Raw genomic sequence first — 13,901 nt, forward strand, 5'->3', positions numbered from 1 at the left:
CGCGCGGTCAGACCCGGCCGATCCCCCCTGCGCCGCGGGCCAGTTGGCCCGCGGCCTCGTGCATCGCCAGTTCGAGCAGCGCGGCGTCGGTGAGCGTGCCGGACGCGTCCGGGGTCACCAGCCAGCGCACCCCGCCCGTCGCGCGCCCCGGGTACGGGACGACGATCCAGGTTCCGGCGCCCGCGCTGCGCACCCCGGTGCCGAGCCAGCGGGCGGCGGTGCCCGGGGGTACGAAGAAGCCCATCCGGGCGTCGCCGAAGTCCGCGAGGACCGGGCCCGGCCGGTCCACGAGCCGGTTCAGCACGTCGAGCGTGGGATAGCCGAGCTCGGCCGACAGGATCAGCACGTCCCAGCGGCGCCCGGCGGGCAGCAGCGTGATCCCGTGCGGGTTGCGCTCCCACTCCCAGCGGCAGGCCTCGGGGTCCGGCGCGACCGAGGCGAGCCACTCCACCACGGCCCTGGCCGCCGGCCCGCCGCCTCCCGAGCCGGAACCCGCACCCGCCCCCGCCCCGGTCCCCGTCCTCGCACCCGTCATCACGAAAGCCCTCTCTCCGCAGGGACCCGCCGGCTGCGGTGTCCACACGGAGAGAGGGCGCTCGCTCGCGACTATGACGCGGGTTCCTCACCCGCAAGGTGTGACCTGCATCACATCACGGGTGGGTCAGCTGTCGAAGCCCAGGCCCAGCCGGTCCATCGTCTTCAGCCACAGGTTCCGCCGGCCGCCGTTCTCGTCGGCGCGCGCCAGCGACCACTTGGTGAGCCCGATGCCGGCCCAGGCGATCGGCTCCGGCGGGAACGGCAGCGGCTTGGACCGCACCATCCGCAGCTCGGTCCGCTCGGTCCGCTCCCCCGCCAGCAGGTCCAGCATGACGTCCGCGCCGAAGCGCGTCGCGCCCACGCCGAGACCCGTGTAGCCGGCCGCGTACGCCACCTTGCCCTGGTGCGCCGTGCCGAAGAAGGCGGAGAAGCGCGAGCAGGTGTCGATCGCACCGCCCCAGGCGTGGCTGAAGCGCAGGCCCTCCAACTGCGGGAAGCAGGTGAAGAAGTGCTGGGCCAGCTTGAGGTACGTCTCCGGGCGGTTGTCCATCTCCGCCGCCACCTTGCCGCCGAAGCGGTAGACGGCGTCGTAGCCGCCCCACAGGATGCGGTGGTCGGCCGTGATCCGGAAGTAGTGGAACTGGTTGGCGGAGTCGCCGAGGCCCTGCCGGTTCTTCCAGCCGACCGCGGCCAGCTGCTCCGCGCTCAGCGGCTCCGTCATCAGCGCGTAGTCGTACACCGGGACGGTGTAGTGCCGCACCCGCTTGACCAGCGACGGGAACACGTTGGTGCCGAGGGCGACCCGTCGGGCCGCGACCCGGCCGTACGGGGTGCGCACGGCCATGCCGCCGCCCGCCGGGACCAGGTCGAGCGCCGGGGTGTTCTCGTAGATCCGCACCCCCAGCTCCTGGCAGGCCCGCTTGAGCCCCCAGGCCAGCTTCGCGGGGTTCAGCATGGCGACGCCGCGGCGGTCCCACAGACCGCCCTCGAAGGTCGGCGAGTCGACCTCGGCGCGCAGCGCGTCACGGTCGAGGAGCTCCAGGCCGCCGGCCAGCCCGAGCCGGTCGGCCTCCTCGTACCACGCGTGCAGCTCGTCGACCTGATAGGCCTCGGTGGCCACGTCGATCTCGCCGGTACGCTCGAAGTCGCAGTCCAGGGAGTAGCGGGCGACGGTCTCCTCGATGGCGTCGAGGTTCCGCTCGCCCAGTTGCTCCAGCTTCGCGAGCTCGTCCGGCCAACGGGCGAGTCCGTTGCCGAAGCCGTGCGTCAGAGAAGCGGCACAGAAGCCGCCGTTGCGGCCCGAGGCGGCCCAGCCCACCTCACGGCCTTCGAGCAGTACGACATCCCGGGAGGGGTCGCGCTCCTTGGCGAGGAGCGCGGTCCACAGTCCGCTGTAGCCGCCGCCCACCACGAGCAGGTCGCACCGCTCGGGGCCGGCGAGGGCGGGCAGGGCTCCGGGCTTGCCGGGGTCTTCCAGCCAGAAGGGGACGGGCTGGGCGTCGGAGAGAGATTGTGCAGCGAGACGCATGGCGACTGGGGCCATGGTTTCCAACTCCTTCGGTGCCTGACCGGCTGCCGGTCAGGCCGTTGCTGTTTTCTTGCGCCGGTTCGTGATGATCTGCCCGGCCACGACCACCAGTACCGCGAGGACGAACATCGCGGTGCCGATGACGTTGATCTGAACGGGGGTTCCTCGCTGTGCCGAGCCCCAGACGAACATGGGGAAGGTCACGGTCGAGCCCGCGTTGAAGTTGGTGATGATGAAGTCGTCGAACGACAGGGCGAAGGCGAGCAGCGCGCCCGCCGCGATGCCGGGCGCCGCGATCGGCAGCGTGACCCGCAGGAAGGTCTGCGTCGGCCCCGCGTAGAGGTCGCGCGCGGCCTCCTCCAGGCGCGGGTCCATGGACATCACGCGCGCCTTGACCGCGGTCACGACGAACGACAGACAGAACATGATGTGGGCGATGAGAACCGTCCAGAAGCCCAGCTCCGCGCCCATGTTGAGGAACAGGGTGAGCAGCGAGGCGGCCATGACGACCTCGGGCATCGCCATCGGCAGGAAGATCAGCGAGTTGACCGCGCCGCGCGCCCGGAAGCGGTAGCGGACCAGCGCGAAGGCGATCATCGTGCCGAGGACCACCGCGCCGACCGTCGCCCAGGCGGCGAGCTGGAGCGAGAGCGTGAGCGACTCGCACATGTCGGCGACGCCGCAGGGGTCCTTCCAGGCGTCCAGCGAGAACTGCTGCCACGCGTAGTTGAAGCGCCCGTTCGGCTTGTTGAACGAGAACGCCATGACCACGACGTTCGGCAGGATCATGTACGCGAGCGTGAGCAGGCCCGCGATGGCGACGAGGTGCTGTCGGATCCAGCGCATCAGACCAGGTCCTCCGTTCCCGCACGGCGGATGTAGACGGTGACCATGAGCAGCACGATCGCCATGAGGATGAAGGACAGGGCGGCGGCCGTCGGATAGTCCAGGACCCGCAGGAACTGCGACTGGATGACGTTGCCGACCATCTTGGTGTCGGTCGAGCCGAGGAGCTCGGCGTTGACGTAGTCACCGCTCGCCGGGATGAAGGTGAGCAGCGTGCCGGAGACGACGCCCGGCATGGAGAGCGGGAAGGTCACCTTGCGGAAGGTGGTCGCCGGCGAGGCGTACAGGTCCTGCGCGGCCTCGTGCAGCCGCCCGTCGATCCGCTCCAGCGAGGTGTAGAGCGGCAGGATCATGAACGGCAGGAAGTTGTACGTGAGACCGCAGACCACCGCCATCGGGGTGGCGAGCACCCGGTCGCCCTCGGTCCAGCCCAGCCAGCTGGTCACGTCGAGGACGTGCAGCGCGTTCAGCGCGTCGACGACCAGGCTGTCGTCGGCGAGGATCGTCTTCCACGCCAGCGTCCGGATCAGGAAGCTGGTGAAGAACGGCGCGATGACGAGCACCAGGAGCAGGTTGCGCCAGCGTCCGGCCTTGAAGGCGATGAGGTACGCCAGCGGGTAGCCGAGCAGCAGGCACAGCAGGGTGGCCGTGCCCGCGTAGAGCAGCGAGCGGACGAACTGCGGCCAGTACTCCTGGAAGGCGTCCCAGTAGGTCTGGAAGTGCCAGGTGACCTCGAAACCCTTCTCCAGGGAGCCGGTCTGCACCGAGGTCGAGGCCTGGTAGACCATCGGCAGCGCGAAGAAGACCAGCAGCCACACGATGCCGGGCAGCAGCAGCCAGTACGGCACGAGCCGCTTGCGGGCGGAGGGCTTGCGCAGCACCGGCTCCTCTATGGGCGGGGCCTCCTTGACCAGGGTGGCGCTCATGCCTCGTCTCCTTCGTTCGCTTCTCCGCCCACGAGGCTGAGCGGCTCGGGCGTCGTCGTCGGCTGCTGGGCGGTGGCCTCGCGTGCGTCGCTCACAGGGAGTCCTCCACCGTCTCCACGCCCGCGTCGATGTCCTGGGCGGCGTCGAGGCCGAAGGTGTGGGCCGGGTTCCAGTGCAGGACGACCTCGGCACCGGGCACCAGACGGCTGTCCCGCTCGATGTTCTGCTCGTAGACCTGGAGCTCGGCGCCGGCCGGCGAGTTCACCACGTACTGGGTGGAGACGCCGATGAACGAGGAGTCGGCGATCCGCCCGGTCACCCGGTTGCGGCCGTCCGCGATCTCGCCGGCGTCGTCGGCGTGCGTCAGCGAGATCTTCTCGGGCCGCACGCCGACCAGCACCCCGCCGCCCACGCGCACGGCGGAGGTACAGCGGTCGCCGGGCACCCGGAGCTTGCCGCCCCCGGCGGTGACGAGGACGTCGCCGCCGGTCTCGACGACCTCGGCCTCGATCAGGTTGGAGGTGCCGAGGAAGTTCGCGACGAAGGTGGTCTGCGGGTTCTCGTACAGGTCGGCGGGCGCGCCCAGCTGCTCGACGCGGCCGCCGTTCATCACCGCGACCTGGTCGGCCATGGTCATGGCCTCCTCCTGGTCGTGGGTGACGTGCACGAAGGTGATGCCCACCTCGGTCTGGATGCGCTTGAGCTCCAGCTGCATCTGGCGGCGCAGCTTGAGGTCGAGCGCGCCGAGCGGCTCGTCGAGCAGCAGGACCTGGGGGTGGTTGATGAGCGCGCGGGCCACGGCGACGCGCTGCTGCTGGCCGCCGGAGAGCTGGTGCGGCTTGTGCCGGGCCTTGTCGCCGAGCTGGACGAGCTCCAGCATGTCGTCGACCTGCTTCTTCACCGACTTGACGCCGCGCCGGCGCAGACCGAAGGCGATGTTCTCGGAGATGTCCATGTGCGGGAAGAGCGCGTAGGACTGGAAGACGGTGTTCACCGGCCGCTTGTACGGCGGAAGGTCGGTGACGTCCTGGTCGCCGAGGTGGACGGTGCCCGTGGTCGGGTCCTCCAGGCCGGCGATCATGCGCAGCGTCGTCGTCTTGCCGCAGCCGGAGGCGCCGAGCAGGGCGAAGAAGGAGCCCTGGGGGATCGTCAGGTCGAGCGGGTGGACGGCGGTGAAGGAACCGTAGGTCTTGCTGATGCCGGAGAGACGGACGTCGCCGCCGCCCGTGTTCTTGCCAGTGTGAGCAGTCTTGTCAGTCATGGAGGGGATCCCGGTATTCGTGAAGGAACGGACGACGGCCTCAGGCACCGATGAGCTTGGCGAACTTCTCCTCGTACGCCGTCTCCTCCGCGCTGCTGAGCGAACGGAAGGCGCGCGACTTCGCCGCCATCGCCTTGTCCGGGAGGATCAAGGTGTTGTTCGCGAGCTCGGGGTCGATCTTGGCGAGCTCGTCCTTCACCCCGTCGACCGGGCAGACGTAGTTGATGTACGCGGCGAGCTGCGCGGCCACCGGGAGCTCGTAGTAGTAGTCGATGAGCTTCTCGGCGTTGGTCTTGTGCCGGGAGTTCGCCGGGACGAGCAGGTTGTCGCTGGACGTGATGTAGCCGGCGGACGGGATGGCGAACTTGATGTCCGGGTTGTCGGCCTGGAGCTGGATCACGTCTCCGGCCCACGCCAGACAGGCCGCCAGGTCGCCCTTGTCCAGGTCTGAGGTGTAGTCGTTGCCGGTGAAGCGCCGGATCTGCTTCTTGTCGACGCCCTTCTGCAGCCGCCCGATCGCGGCGTCGAAGTCGGCGTCGGTGAACTTCCCCGGGTCCTTGCCCATGTCGATCAGCGTCATGCCGACCGAGTCGCGCATCTCGGTGAGGAAGCCGACGCGGCCCTTGAGCGCCGGGTCGTCGAGCAGCTGCGTGACGGAGTCGACCTTCCTGCCGCCGGTCGCCTTGGCGTTGTAGGCGATGACCGTGGAGATGCCGGTCCAGGGGTACGAGTAGGCGCGGCCCGGGTCCCAGTCGGGCCGGCGGAACTGCGGGGACAGGTTGGCGTACGCGTTCGGCAGGTGCGCCGGGTCCAGCTTCTGCGCCCATCCCAGCCGGATGATGCGGGCGGCGAGCCAGTCGGTCACGCAGATCAGGTCACGGCCGGTGTCCTGACCGGCCGCGAGCTGCGGCTTGATCTTGCCGAAGAACTCGACGTTGTCGTTGATGTCCTCGGTGTACTTGACCTTGATGCCGGTCCGTTTGGCGAAGGCCTCCAGGCTCGGCCGGGACTTCTCGTCCTCGCTGACGTCCATGTACTCGGTCCAGTTGGAGAAGCTGAGCGTCTTCTCCTTGGCCGAGAAGTCCGTGGAGGCCGGGCCCTGGCCCTCCCGCTTGGCCGGCGGGATGCCGCAGGCGCTGAGGGACGCGAGGCCGCCGACGGTGAGCGCGCCGACGCCGCCGGCCCGCAGCATCGAGCGGCGGGTGAGCGCGCCCCGGCCGCTCGTGAGGCTGCGCCGCATCGCCGCTGTCTGCGCGGCCGACAGGCTGTCGGACTCGTACTGCTCCATGCGCTGTGCCCTTTCGGGATGGGTTCGCCGCTGGTCGGACGGCTGGCTGCTATCGGTCCCCGAAGATCGTGCGGTGCCAGTCCTTGGCGGGCACCGCCGTGTTGTCGTACATCACGTGCTTGACCTGGGTGTACTCCTCGAAGGAGTACGCCGACATGTCCTTTCCGAAGCCGGAGGCCTTGTAGCCCCCGTGCGGCATCTCGCTGATGATCGGGATGTGGTCGTTGACCCAGACGCAACCGGCCTTGATCTCGCGGGTGGCCCTGTTCGCCCGGTAGACGTCACGGCTCCAGGCGGAGGCGGCGAGCCCGTACGGGGTGTCGTTGGCGAGCCGGATGCCCTCGTCGTCGCCGTCGAAGGGCAGGGCCACCAGGACCGGTCCGAAGATCTCCGACTGCACGACCTCGCTGTCCTGCGGGGCGCCGGTGATCAGGGTGGGCCGATAGTATGCGCCGTTCTTGAGCTCGCCACCAGGGGCTTCGCCGCCGGTGACGACGGTGGCGTAGCCGCGGGCCCGCTCCACGAAGCCGGCCACCCGGTCGCGCTGGGCGTGGCTGATGAGGGGGCCGAGGTCGGTGGCCGGGTCGAACGGGTCTCCGAGCCGGACCGTCTCCATGAGCTCGGCGACCCGTGCCACGAAGGCGTCGAACAGCGGCCGCTGCACGTAGGCCCGGGTCGCGGCGGTGCAGTCCTGCCCGCTGTTGATGAGCGAGGCGGCGACGGCGCCGTGGGCGGCGGCCTCCAGGTCGGCGTCGTCGAAGACGACGAACGGCGCCTTGCCGCCCAGCTCCAGGTGGAGCCGCTTCACGGTGGAGGTCGCGATCTCCGCGACCCGCTTGCCGACCGGCGTGGACCCGGTGAACGAGGTCATGCCGACGTCCGGGTGGCCCACCAGGTGCTCGCCGGCGACCCGGCCGGCGCCGGTGACCACGTTGACCACCCCGTCGGGGATGCCGGCGTCGGCCGCGGCCTGCGCGAACATCAGCGAGGTCAGCGGCGTCAGCTCGGCCGGCTTGAGGACGACGGTGTTGCCCGCGGCGATCGCCGGGAGGATCTTCCAGGCCGCCATCTGCAGCGGGTAGTTCCACGGCGCGATGGAGCCGACCACGCCGATCGCCTCGCGCCGGACGTAGGAGGTGTGGTCGCCGCTGTACTCGCCTGCCGACTGCCCCTGCAGGTGCCGGGCGGCGCCCGCGAAGAAGGCGGTGTTGTCCACGGTGCCCGGCACGTCGAACTCGGTCGTCAGCTTGATGGGCTTGCCGCACTGGAGGGACTCCACCCGGGCGAAGTCCTCCGCCCGCTCGGCCAGCACGCCGGCGAACCGGTGCAGCGCCTCGGACCGCTCGCCGGGGGTGGCGCCCGCCCAGCCGGGGAACGCCTCCTTGGCGGCGGCGACCGCCGCGTCGACATCGTCCGTGGAGGCCAGCGTGTAGGTGTGGACGCTCTCGCCCGTCGCCGGGTCGACGACGCTGTGCCGGTCCTCCGAGGTTCCGGGGCGGAGCCGCCCCCCGATGTACTGCGCGCCGTCCGCGAAGCGGTCCGACACCTGGAAGCGGTTGCCCATGACGCTCTCCGTTGTTCCAGCTCGAGTTGAGTGCCGATCCTGACAGAGGCCACCACGTCCAACAAGTGATTCCGTTGTTGCCTTTTGGTTACGCGACGGAATCGGTCGACCATGTGTCGAGGGCGGCGGGAAATTGGCGTACGGAGTGTCCGTGGCGGGTGCGAAGCTGGCGTGCATGACGGATCTCGAGGAGTTGAAGCAGCAGGTCAGGGCCGGGAAGAGGGTGAAATGGCTGCACTTCTGGGGCCATCGTCCGCACCCGGACGGGCGGCTCTCGGCGAGCTGTCTCAGCCAGTGGTGGCCCTCACCCTTCGTGGTGGAGGGGGTGCGGTACGCGACGGCCGAGCACTGGATGATGGCCGAGAAGGCGCGGCTCTTCGGCGACGCGGAGGCGGAGGCGGCGGCGCTGTCCGCGCGGTCGCCCGCGGCGGCGAAGGCGGCCGGCCGCCTGGTCCGCGGATTCGACGAGGGCCGGTGGACGGAGCGGCGCTACGACGTCGTCGTGGCCGGCAGCGTGCACAAGTTCGCCTCGGACGACGCCCTGCGCGGCTATCTGCTCGGCACCGGCTCCCGGGTCCTGGTGGAGGCGAGTCCCGTCGACCGGATCTGGGGCATCGGCCTGGCGGCGGACGCACCGGAGGCAAGGGACCCCGACCGCTGGCGGGGCCTGAACCTGCTGGGCTTCGCGCTGATGGAGGCGCGGAAGAGGCTGCGGTGAGCCGGACGGGACCACGCCCGGGCGGCACGATGCCGGCCGGGCGTGGTGCCTTCCGCGGTCAGCGCGGCGCGGAGGCCACGGTCAGGCTGGTGGACCAGGGGTCCTCGTCGGAGGAGGACCCGCCCTTGTCCCACTCGTCGGCGTGGGCGACCAGGTAGACGATCAGCGCGATGCCGGCCACGCCGAGCACGAGGCCGATCGAGCCGAGCGTGATGCCCGCGATGGCCTGGCCCCGGTTCGTGGCCTCGCCCCGGTCGGACTTCTTCTTCGCCGCTATGCCGAGGCCCAGCGCCACGCCGCCCAGGATCAGGCCGAGGACGCCGTAGCTGCAGAAGGCGAGGACCACGGCCAGGATGCCGAGCACCATCGCCGCGGTGCCCATGCCGTTCGACGGGCCCGGCGCCCAGCCCGGCTGGCCGTAGCCGCCGGGATAGCCCGCCCCGTATCCCGGGCCCGGGTACGCGGGCGCCGGCGCCGGATACCCGTAGCCCGGCTGCTGCGGCGCGGCCGGCTGGCCGAAGCCGCCCCCCGGTGCCGCCGGCGGCGGCGGGAGGTCGGCGCCCGGCATCGAGGCCACGGTCGGCTGGTTGTGCACCGGCGGCGGCACGGCCGCGCCGGGGGTGTCAGCGGACTTGCTCAGTTCGACGCCGTCCTGGTTCGGCGGCGCCCACGGGTCCACCGGCTGGTCGTTGTTCTCGGACATGGGCCTCCCCCATCGTGGTCACGCCATGCTACGACCTCGCTCTTACGGGGGAAGGTCCCGGCCTACGATGACGTGATGACCGACCTGCATTCCTTCATCGCCGGGCTTCCCAAGGCCGAGTTGCACGTCCATCACGTGGGCTCCGCCTCGCCCCGGATCGTCTCCGAGCTCGCCGCCCGGCACCCGGACTCCAAGGTCCCGACGGACCCCGAGGCCCTCGCCGACTACTTCACCTTCACCGACTTCGCGCACTTCATCGAGGTCTACCTCTCCGTCGTGGACCTGGTCCGCACCCCGGAGGACGTGCGGCTGCTGACGTACGAGGTCGCGCGGGACATGGCCCGGCAGAACATCCGCTACGCGGAGCTGACCGTCACCCCGTACAGCTCCACGCGTCGCGGCATCGACGAGCACGCCTTCATGGCGGCCATCGAGGATGCCCGCGTGGCGGCGGAGAACGAGCTCGGCGTGATCCTCCGCTGGTGCTTCGACATCCCCGGCGAGGCGGGTCTGGAGGCCGCGGAGGAGACCGCGCGCCTGGCGGTCGACCTGCGCCCGGAGGGCCTGGTCTCGTTCGGCCTCGGCGGCCCGGAGATCGGTGTGCCGCGCCCCCAGTTCAAGCCGTACTTCGACCGGGCGCGCGCGGCCGGCCTGCGCTCCGTCCCGCACGCGGGCGAGACCACGGGCCCGCAGACGATCTGGGACGCCCTGAACGACCTGGGCGCGGAGCGCATCGGTCACGGCACCAGCTCGGTCCAGGATCCGGAGCTCCTGAAGCACCTGGCCGAGCACCGGATCGCCCTGGAGGTCTGCCCGACCTCGAACATCGCCACCCGCGCGGTGGAGCGCCTGGAGGACCACCCGCTCAAGCAGATGGTGGAGGCCGGCGTGCTGGTGACGATCAACAGCGACGACCCGCCGATGTTCGGCTCGGACCTGAACAACGAGTACGCGGTCGCCGCCCGGCTCCTGGACCTGGACGAGCGCGGCCTGGCCGCCCTCGCGAAGAACGCGGTCGAGGCCTCCTTCCTGGACGAGGCCGGCAAGGCGCGGATCACCGAGGAGATCGACACGTACACGGAGCAGTGGCTGGCGCGCTGATCCTCAGCAGAATGAGGGCATGGCCCCTCTGACTGTCGTAGCCCACCGCGGCGACCCCTACCGCCTCCGCGAGAACACCCTCTCCTCGGTCCTGTCGGCGATCGCGCAGGGCGCGGACGCGGTGGAGGTCGACGTCCGGCTCACCAAGGACGGCGTCCCGGTCCTGCTGCACGACGACACCCTGAAACGCCTGTGGGGCCACGACCGGCCGCTCACCTCGCTCACGGTGTCGCAGCTGGCGGAGCTGACCGACGGCGGGGTGCCGACCCTGCGCGAGACCCTGATGGCCGTCGGCACGAAGCGCCTGATGCTGGATCTGCCGGGCGGGAACGCGGAGTCGGTCCGCACGGTCGTGGGCACGGTCCGCGAGTGCGGCGCGGGCGAGCGCGTCTACTACTGCGCGGGGGGCACGGCCATGCTGCACGTGCGGGCGGCGGACCCGTCCGCGGAGATCGCGCTGACCTGGAACAGCGTGGCCCCGCCCCGCCCCGTCCTGCTCGACGCGGTGCGGCCGCGGTGGCTCAACTACCGCTTCGGGCTGGCGAGTCGGCAGCTGGTGGAGCGGGTGCACCGGGACGGCCTGCTGGTCTCGGTCTGGACCCCGGACACGAAACGCACCATGCGTAAGCTGATCAGGAACGGCGTCGACTCGATCACGACCAACCGGGTCGACGCGCTGACCGCCGTACTGCGAAAGGTCCGCGCATGACCGACAGGATCCGCACCGACATCGCGCACAACGCCCGTGTGTGGAACTACTGGCTGGGCGGCAAGGACTACTACCCGGTGGACCGGGCCGTCGGCGACCAGGTGACGTCGTTCCATCCGAGCATCGGTGCGGTGGCCCGCGCGGACCGGGCCTTCCTGGGCCGGGCGGTGACCCATCTGACGGCCGAGGCGGGGCTGCGTCAGTTCCTGGACATCGGCACGGGGCTGCCGACGGCCGACAACACCCACGAGGTGGCGCAGCGGATCGCGCCGGACGCGCGGATCGTCTACGTGGACAACGACCCCATCGTCCTGACCCACGCCCGGGCCCTGCTCACCGGCTCGGCGGAGGGCGCCACGGAGTACGTGGACGCCGACGCCCGCGACCCGGAGAAGATCCTGGCGGCGGCCGCCAGGACGCTCGACCTCACGCGCCCGGTGGCGGTCCTGATGCTGGGCATCCTCAACTTCGTCCTGGACACCGACGAGGCCCGGGCGATCGTACGGACCCTGATGGACGCGGTCCCGTCGGGCAGCCACCTGGTGCTGACCCACCCGACCTACGACGCCGACCTGGGCGGGGAGGCGAACGTGGCGGCCATGGAGTTCTGGAACGCCCACGCGACGCCGCCGATCACGGCGCGCGGCCGGGCGGAGTTCGCCGGCTTCCTGGAGGGGCTCGACGTCCTGGAGCCGGGCATCGTGTCGTGCGCGCGCTGGCGCGCCCCGGAGGCGGCCGAGGTGGCGCAGTTCGGCGCGGTGGGCCGCAAGCCGTAATGGGCGCCGGGGGGAGAGAGCGGATCCAGGAGATCCGCGGCTGGGCCGCGGCCAATCCGTGGGCCGTGGACATCGGGCTCGCGCTGCTCGTGCAGGCGGCCATGACCATCCCGTTCGTGGTGCCGCGGCCGCCGGAGCTGGAGCCCGCGACCTGGCCGGCGTACGGGCTCACCACGCTCATGGTGGTGCCGCTGGTGTGGCGGCGGCGGGCGCCGATGGCGGTGCTGCTCGCGATCCTGGCGGCCAGTGCGCTGTACCGGCTCGCCCTGGAGGGGCCGGGTCAGCCGCTGCCGTACCCGGGCCTGGTGAGCGTCTACACGATCGCCGTGCTGTCGTCGGCGTGGAAGCGGCTGGTGACCGGTCTGCTGATGCTGGTCGCGGTGCCGGTCTCGGTCTGGCTCAACACCCGGTCGGCACGGGAACTGGCCTTCTCCCTCTTCGTCTTCGGCGCCGCGTACGCCTTCGGACGGCTCACGGACGCCCGCCAGACGGCGCACCGGATCGAGGCGGAGCAGGCGGCGTCCCGCGAACGGGCCCGGATCGCCCGGGAGATGCACGACATCCTGTCGCACGCGGTGAGCCTGATGATCGTGCAGGCGGAGGCGGGTCCACTGGCCGTGCGGGCGGCGCCCGAGCGGGCGGAGGCCGCGTTCGAGGCGATCTCCGCGACGGGCCGGGACGCCATGGTGCAACTGCGCCGGATGCTGGGCCTGTTGCGGGACGAGGGCACGTCCGACGCGCCCCGGGACCCGCAGCCGGGCATCGGGGAACTGCCCGGGCTCGTCGAGCGGGTGCGGGGCGGCGGGCTCGACGTGCGGTACACGACGGAGGGCGCCGTGCGGCCGCTGCCCGCGGCGACGGGGGCGACCGTCTTCCGGATCGTGCAGGAGGCGCTGACGAACGTGGTCAGGCACGCGCGGGCCGGCTCGGTGTCGGTGCGCCTCGGCTACCGGAAGGGCGAGGTGGAGGTACGGGTGACGGACGACGGGCGCGGGCCGCGGCCCGGCGGCTCCGGCGGCCACGGCCTGGTCGGGGTGCGTGAGCGCGCGGCCGCCCACGGCGGCACGGCCTCGGCCGGGCCCGGCCCGGGCGGGCGAGGTTTCGAACTGCGGGCGGTGCTCCCGCTGGACGAGCGGGAGGTGCGGGGATGACGCTGCGCGTGGTGGTGGCGGACGACCAGGAGCTGGTGCGCAGCGGTTTCGCGCTGATCCTGGACGTCCAGGCGGACATCGAGGTGGTCGCGGAGGCCGCGGACGGCGCGGAGGCGGTGGAGGCGGTGCGCCGGCACCGGCCCGACGTGGCGCTCCTGGACATCCGGATGCCCCGGATGGACGGGATCGAGGCGTGCCGGATCATCTCCGCGGAGTCCTCGTGCCGGACGGTGATGCTGACGACCTTCGACTCGGACGAGTACGTGTACGAGGCGCTGCACGCGGGCGCCAGCGGCTTCCTCCTGAAGGACGTGCGCCGGGACGACCTGGTGCACGCGGTGCGGGTGGTGGCGGAGGGCGAGGCGCTGCTCGCCCCGTCGGTGGCGCGGCGGCTCGTGGAGCAGTACACCTCGGGCGGTCCGCGGCGGGCCGATCCGCGCCTGGACGTGCTGACGGCGCGGGAGCGGGAGACGCTGCTGCTGCTCGCGCGGGGCCTGTCGAACGCGGAGATCGCCGCGGAGCTCGTGGTGAGCGACCACACCGTGAAGACACATGTGGGGAAGGTGCTCGCCAAGCTGGGGCTGCGCGACCGGATCCAGGCGGTGATCTGCGCCTACGAGACGGGCCTGGTCGCGGCGGGCGGTCCCCCGGGCGGGGGAGGCGCCGGCGCGGGCACCTCCCCCGGGTGGGCGAGGAACTAGTCCGGCGAAGACCGCCGGTGCGGGCGATCCGCGGATCGCCGCAGGTCAGCAGGATGGAGTCAGCGAGAACAACGGCTCACACCCACGGAGTT

The 13,901-nt window shown here is 71.4% G+C and carries 14 protein-coding genes; 6 read left to right on the forward strand and 8 right to left on the reverse strand.

The genetic code is table 11. From position 1 onward, the window contains the following. Nucleotides 1-7: 7 nt before the first annotated feature. The 7 genes from ACIGXE_RS21795 to ACIGXE_RS21825 all read right to left on the reverse strand — a co-directional run bounded on the left by ACIGXE_RS21795 (nucleotide 8) and on the right by ACIGXE_RS21825 (nucleotide 7,950). Entirely contained in the window at nucleotides 8-451 is a 444-nt protein-coding gene (locus ACIGXE_RS21795) for a hypothetical protein (protein ID WP_399750133.1), read from the reverse strand. A 210-nt stretch (nucleotides 452-661) separates the two neighbouring features. Beyond that, nucleotides 662-2,080 carry an NAD(P)/FAD-dependent oxidoreductase gene (locus ACIGXE_RS21800; RefSeq protein ID WP_399749803.1) on the reverse strand — a complete coding sequence of 473 codons (1,419 nt, stop codon included), beginning with the start codon at nucleotides 2,078-2,080 and terminating at the stop codon, nucleotides 662-664. A gap of 36 nt (nucleotides 2,081-2,116) precedes the next feature. Continuing rightward, complete coding sequence (locus ACIGXE_RS21805) at nucleotides 2,117-2,911, reverse strand: ABC transporter permease (RefSeq protein ID WP_399749805.1); 795 nt, start codon at nucleotides 2,909-2,911, stop codon at nucleotides 2,117-2,119. Next, nucleotides 2,911-3,837 carry an ABC transporter permease gene (locus ACIGXE_RS21810; RefSeq protein WP_399749807.1) on the reverse strand — a complete coding sequence of 309 codons (927 nt, stop codon included), beginning with the start codon at nucleotides 3,835-3,837 and terminating at the stop codon, nucleotides 2,911-2,913. Before ACIGXE_RS21810 ends, ACIGXE_RS21805 begins: the two co-directional genes overlap by 1 nt. Nucleotides 3,838-3,928: 91 nt before the next feature. After that, nucleotides 3,929-5,098, reverse strand: coding sequence for an ABC transporter ATP-binding protein (locus ACIGXE_RS21815; RefSeq protein WP_399749809.1), 1,170 nt, complete (start codon nucleotides 5,096-5,098; stop codon nucleotides 3,929-3,931). A gap of 40 nt (nucleotides 5,099-5,138) precedes the next feature. Continuing rightward, the gene (locus ACIGXE_RS21820) at nucleotides 5,139-6,386 is read right to left on the reverse strand and encodes a spermidine/putrescine ABC transporter substrate-binding protein (RefSeq protein WP_399749811.1); all 1,248 of its coding nucleotides are present in this window, start codon (nucleotides 6,384-6,386) and stop codon (nucleotides 5,139-5,141) included. A gap of 49 nt (nucleotides 6,387-6,435) precedes the next feature. After that, nucleotides 6,436-7,950: a gamma-aminobutyraldehyde dehydrogenase gene (locus ACIGXE_RS21825; protein ID WP_399749813.1), complete on the reverse strand. Its 1,515-nt coding sequence runs from the start codon at nucleotides 7,948-7,950 to the stop codon at nucleotides 6,436-6,438. A gap of 175 nt (nucleotides 7,951-8,125) precedes the next feature. On the opposite strand from ACIGXE_RS21825, the gene ACIGXE_RS21830 reads away from it, so the two are divergent. Then, the gene (locus ACIGXE_RS21830) at nucleotides 8,126-8,668 is read left to right on the forward strand and encodes an NADAR family protein (protein WP_399749815.1); all 543 of its coding nucleotides are present in this window, start codon (nucleotides 8,126-8,128) and stop codon (nucleotides 8,666-8,668) included. 58 nt (nucleotides 8,669-8,726) lie between these two features. On the opposite strand, the gene ACIGXE_RS21835 is transcribed toward ACIGXE_RS21830, so the two are convergent. Beyond that, nucleotides 8,727-9,371, reverse strand: coding sequence for a DUF4190 domain-containing protein (locus ACIGXE_RS21835; protein WP_399749817.1), 645 nt, complete (start codon nucleotides 9,369-9,371; stop codon nucleotides 8,727-8,729). 75 nt (nucleotides 9,372-9,446) lie between these two features. On the opposite strand from ACIGXE_RS21835, the gene ACIGXE_RS21840 reads away from it, so the two are divergent. From ACIGXE_RS21840 to ACIGXE_RS21860, 5 genes are read left to right on the forward strand one after another with little or no spacing between them, the layout of a single operon-like run. Continuing rightward, nucleotides 9,447-10,472 (forward strand): adenosine deaminase, encoded by a 1,026-nt coding sequence (locus ACIGXE_RS21840; RefSeq protein WP_399749819.1) that lies wholly within the window; start codon nucleotides 9,447-9,449, stop codon nucleotides 10,470-10,472. 19 nt (nucleotides 10,473-10,491) lie between these two features. After that, the gene (locus tag ACIGXE_RS21845; protein WP_399749821.1) at nucleotides 10,492-11,181 is read left to right on the forward strand and encodes a glycerophosphodiester phosphodiesterase; all 690 of its coding nucleotides are present in this window, start codon (nucleotides 10,492-10,494) and stop codon (nucleotides 11,179-11,181) included. Beyond that, complete coding sequence (locus tag ACIGXE_RS21850) at nucleotides 11,178-11,957, forward strand: SAM-dependent methyltransferase (RefSeq protein WP_399749823.1); 780 nt, start codon at nucleotides 11,178-11,180, stop codon at nucleotides 11,955-11,957. Before ACIGXE_RS21845 ends, ACIGXE_RS21850 begins: the two co-directional genes overlap by 4 nt. Continuing rightward, nucleotides 11,957-13,108 (forward strand): sensor histidine kinase, encoded by a 1,152-nt coding sequence (locus tag ACIGXE_RS21855; RefSeq protein ID WP_399749825.1) that lies wholly within the window; start codon nucleotides 11,957-11,959, stop codon nucleotides 13,106-13,108. Before ACIGXE_RS21850 ends, ACIGXE_RS21855 begins: the two co-directional genes overlap by 1 nt. Beyond that, a complete protein-coding gene (locus ACIGXE_RS21860; RefSeq protein ID WP_399749827.1) occupies nucleotides 13,105-13,809 on the forward strand; it encodes a response regulator in 705 nt (234 codons plus the stop codon). Before ACIGXE_RS21855 ends, ACIGXE_RS21860 begins: the two co-directional genes overlap by 4 nt. Nucleotides 13,810-13,901: the final 92 nt, after the last annotated feature.

It is taken from the genome of Streptomyces sp. NPDC053431 (assembly GCF_044544925.1).
Classification (GTDB): Bacteria; Actinomycetota; Actinomycetes; order Streptomycetales; family Streptomycetaceae; genus Streptomyces.

Bases quoted from the DNA above. Each gene is read 5' to 3' on its own strand.
- ACIGXE_RS21800 (WP_399749803.1), bottom strand. From the start codon at position 2,080: ATGGCCCCAGTCGCCATGCGTCTCGCTGCACAATCTCTCTCCGACGCC.
- ACIGXE_RS21805 (WP_399749805.1), bottom strand. From the start codon at position 2,911: ATGCGCTGGATCCGACAGCACCTCGTCGCCATCGCGGGCCTGCTCACG.
- ACIGXE_RS21810 (WP_399749807.1), bottom strand. From the start codon at position 3,837: ATGAGCGCCACCCTGGTCAAGGAGGCCCCGCCCATAGAGGAGCCGGTG.
- ACIGXE_RS21815 (WP_399749809.1), bottom strand. From the start codon at position 5,098: ATGACTGACAAGACTGCTCACACTGGCAAGAACACGGGCGGCGGCGAC.
- ACIGXE_RS21820 (WP_399749811.1), bottom strand. From the start codon at position 6,386: ATGGAGCAGTACGAGTCCGACAGCCTGTCGGCCGCGCAGACAGCGGCG.
- ACIGXE_RS21825 (WP_399749813.1), bottom strand. From the start codon at position 7,950: ATGGGCAACCGCTTCCAGGTGTCGGACCGCTTCGCGGACGGCGCGCAG.
- ACIGXE_RS21830 (WP_399749815.1), top strand. From the start codon at position 8,126: ATGACGGATCTCGAGGAGTTGAAGCAGCAGGTCAGGGCCGGGAAGAGG.
- ACIGXE_RS21835 (WP_399749817.1), bottom strand. From the start codon at position 9,371: ATGTCCGAGAACAACGACCAGCCGGTGGACCCGTGGGCGCCGCCGAAC.
- ACIGXE_RS21840 (WP_399749819.1), top strand. From the start codon at position 9,447: ATGACCGACCTGCATTCCTTCATCGCCGGGCTTCCCAAGGCCGAGTTG.
- ACIGXE_RS21845 (WP_399749821.1), top strand. From the start codon at position 10,492: ATGGCCCCTCTGACTGTCGTAGCCCACCGCGGCGACCCCTACCGCCTC.
- ACIGXE_RS21850 (WP_399749823.1), top strand. From the start codon at position 11,178: ATGACCGACAGGATCCGCACCGACATCGCGCACAACGCCCGTGTGTGG.
- ACIGXE_RS21855 (WP_399749825.1), top strand. From the start codon at position 11,957: ATGGGCGCCGGGGGGAGAGAGCGGATCCAGGAGATCCGCGGCTGGGCC.
- ACIGXE_RS21860 (WP_399749827.1), top strand. From the start codon at position 13,105: ATGACGCTGCGCGTGGTGGTGGCGGACGACCAGGAGCTGGTGCGCAGC.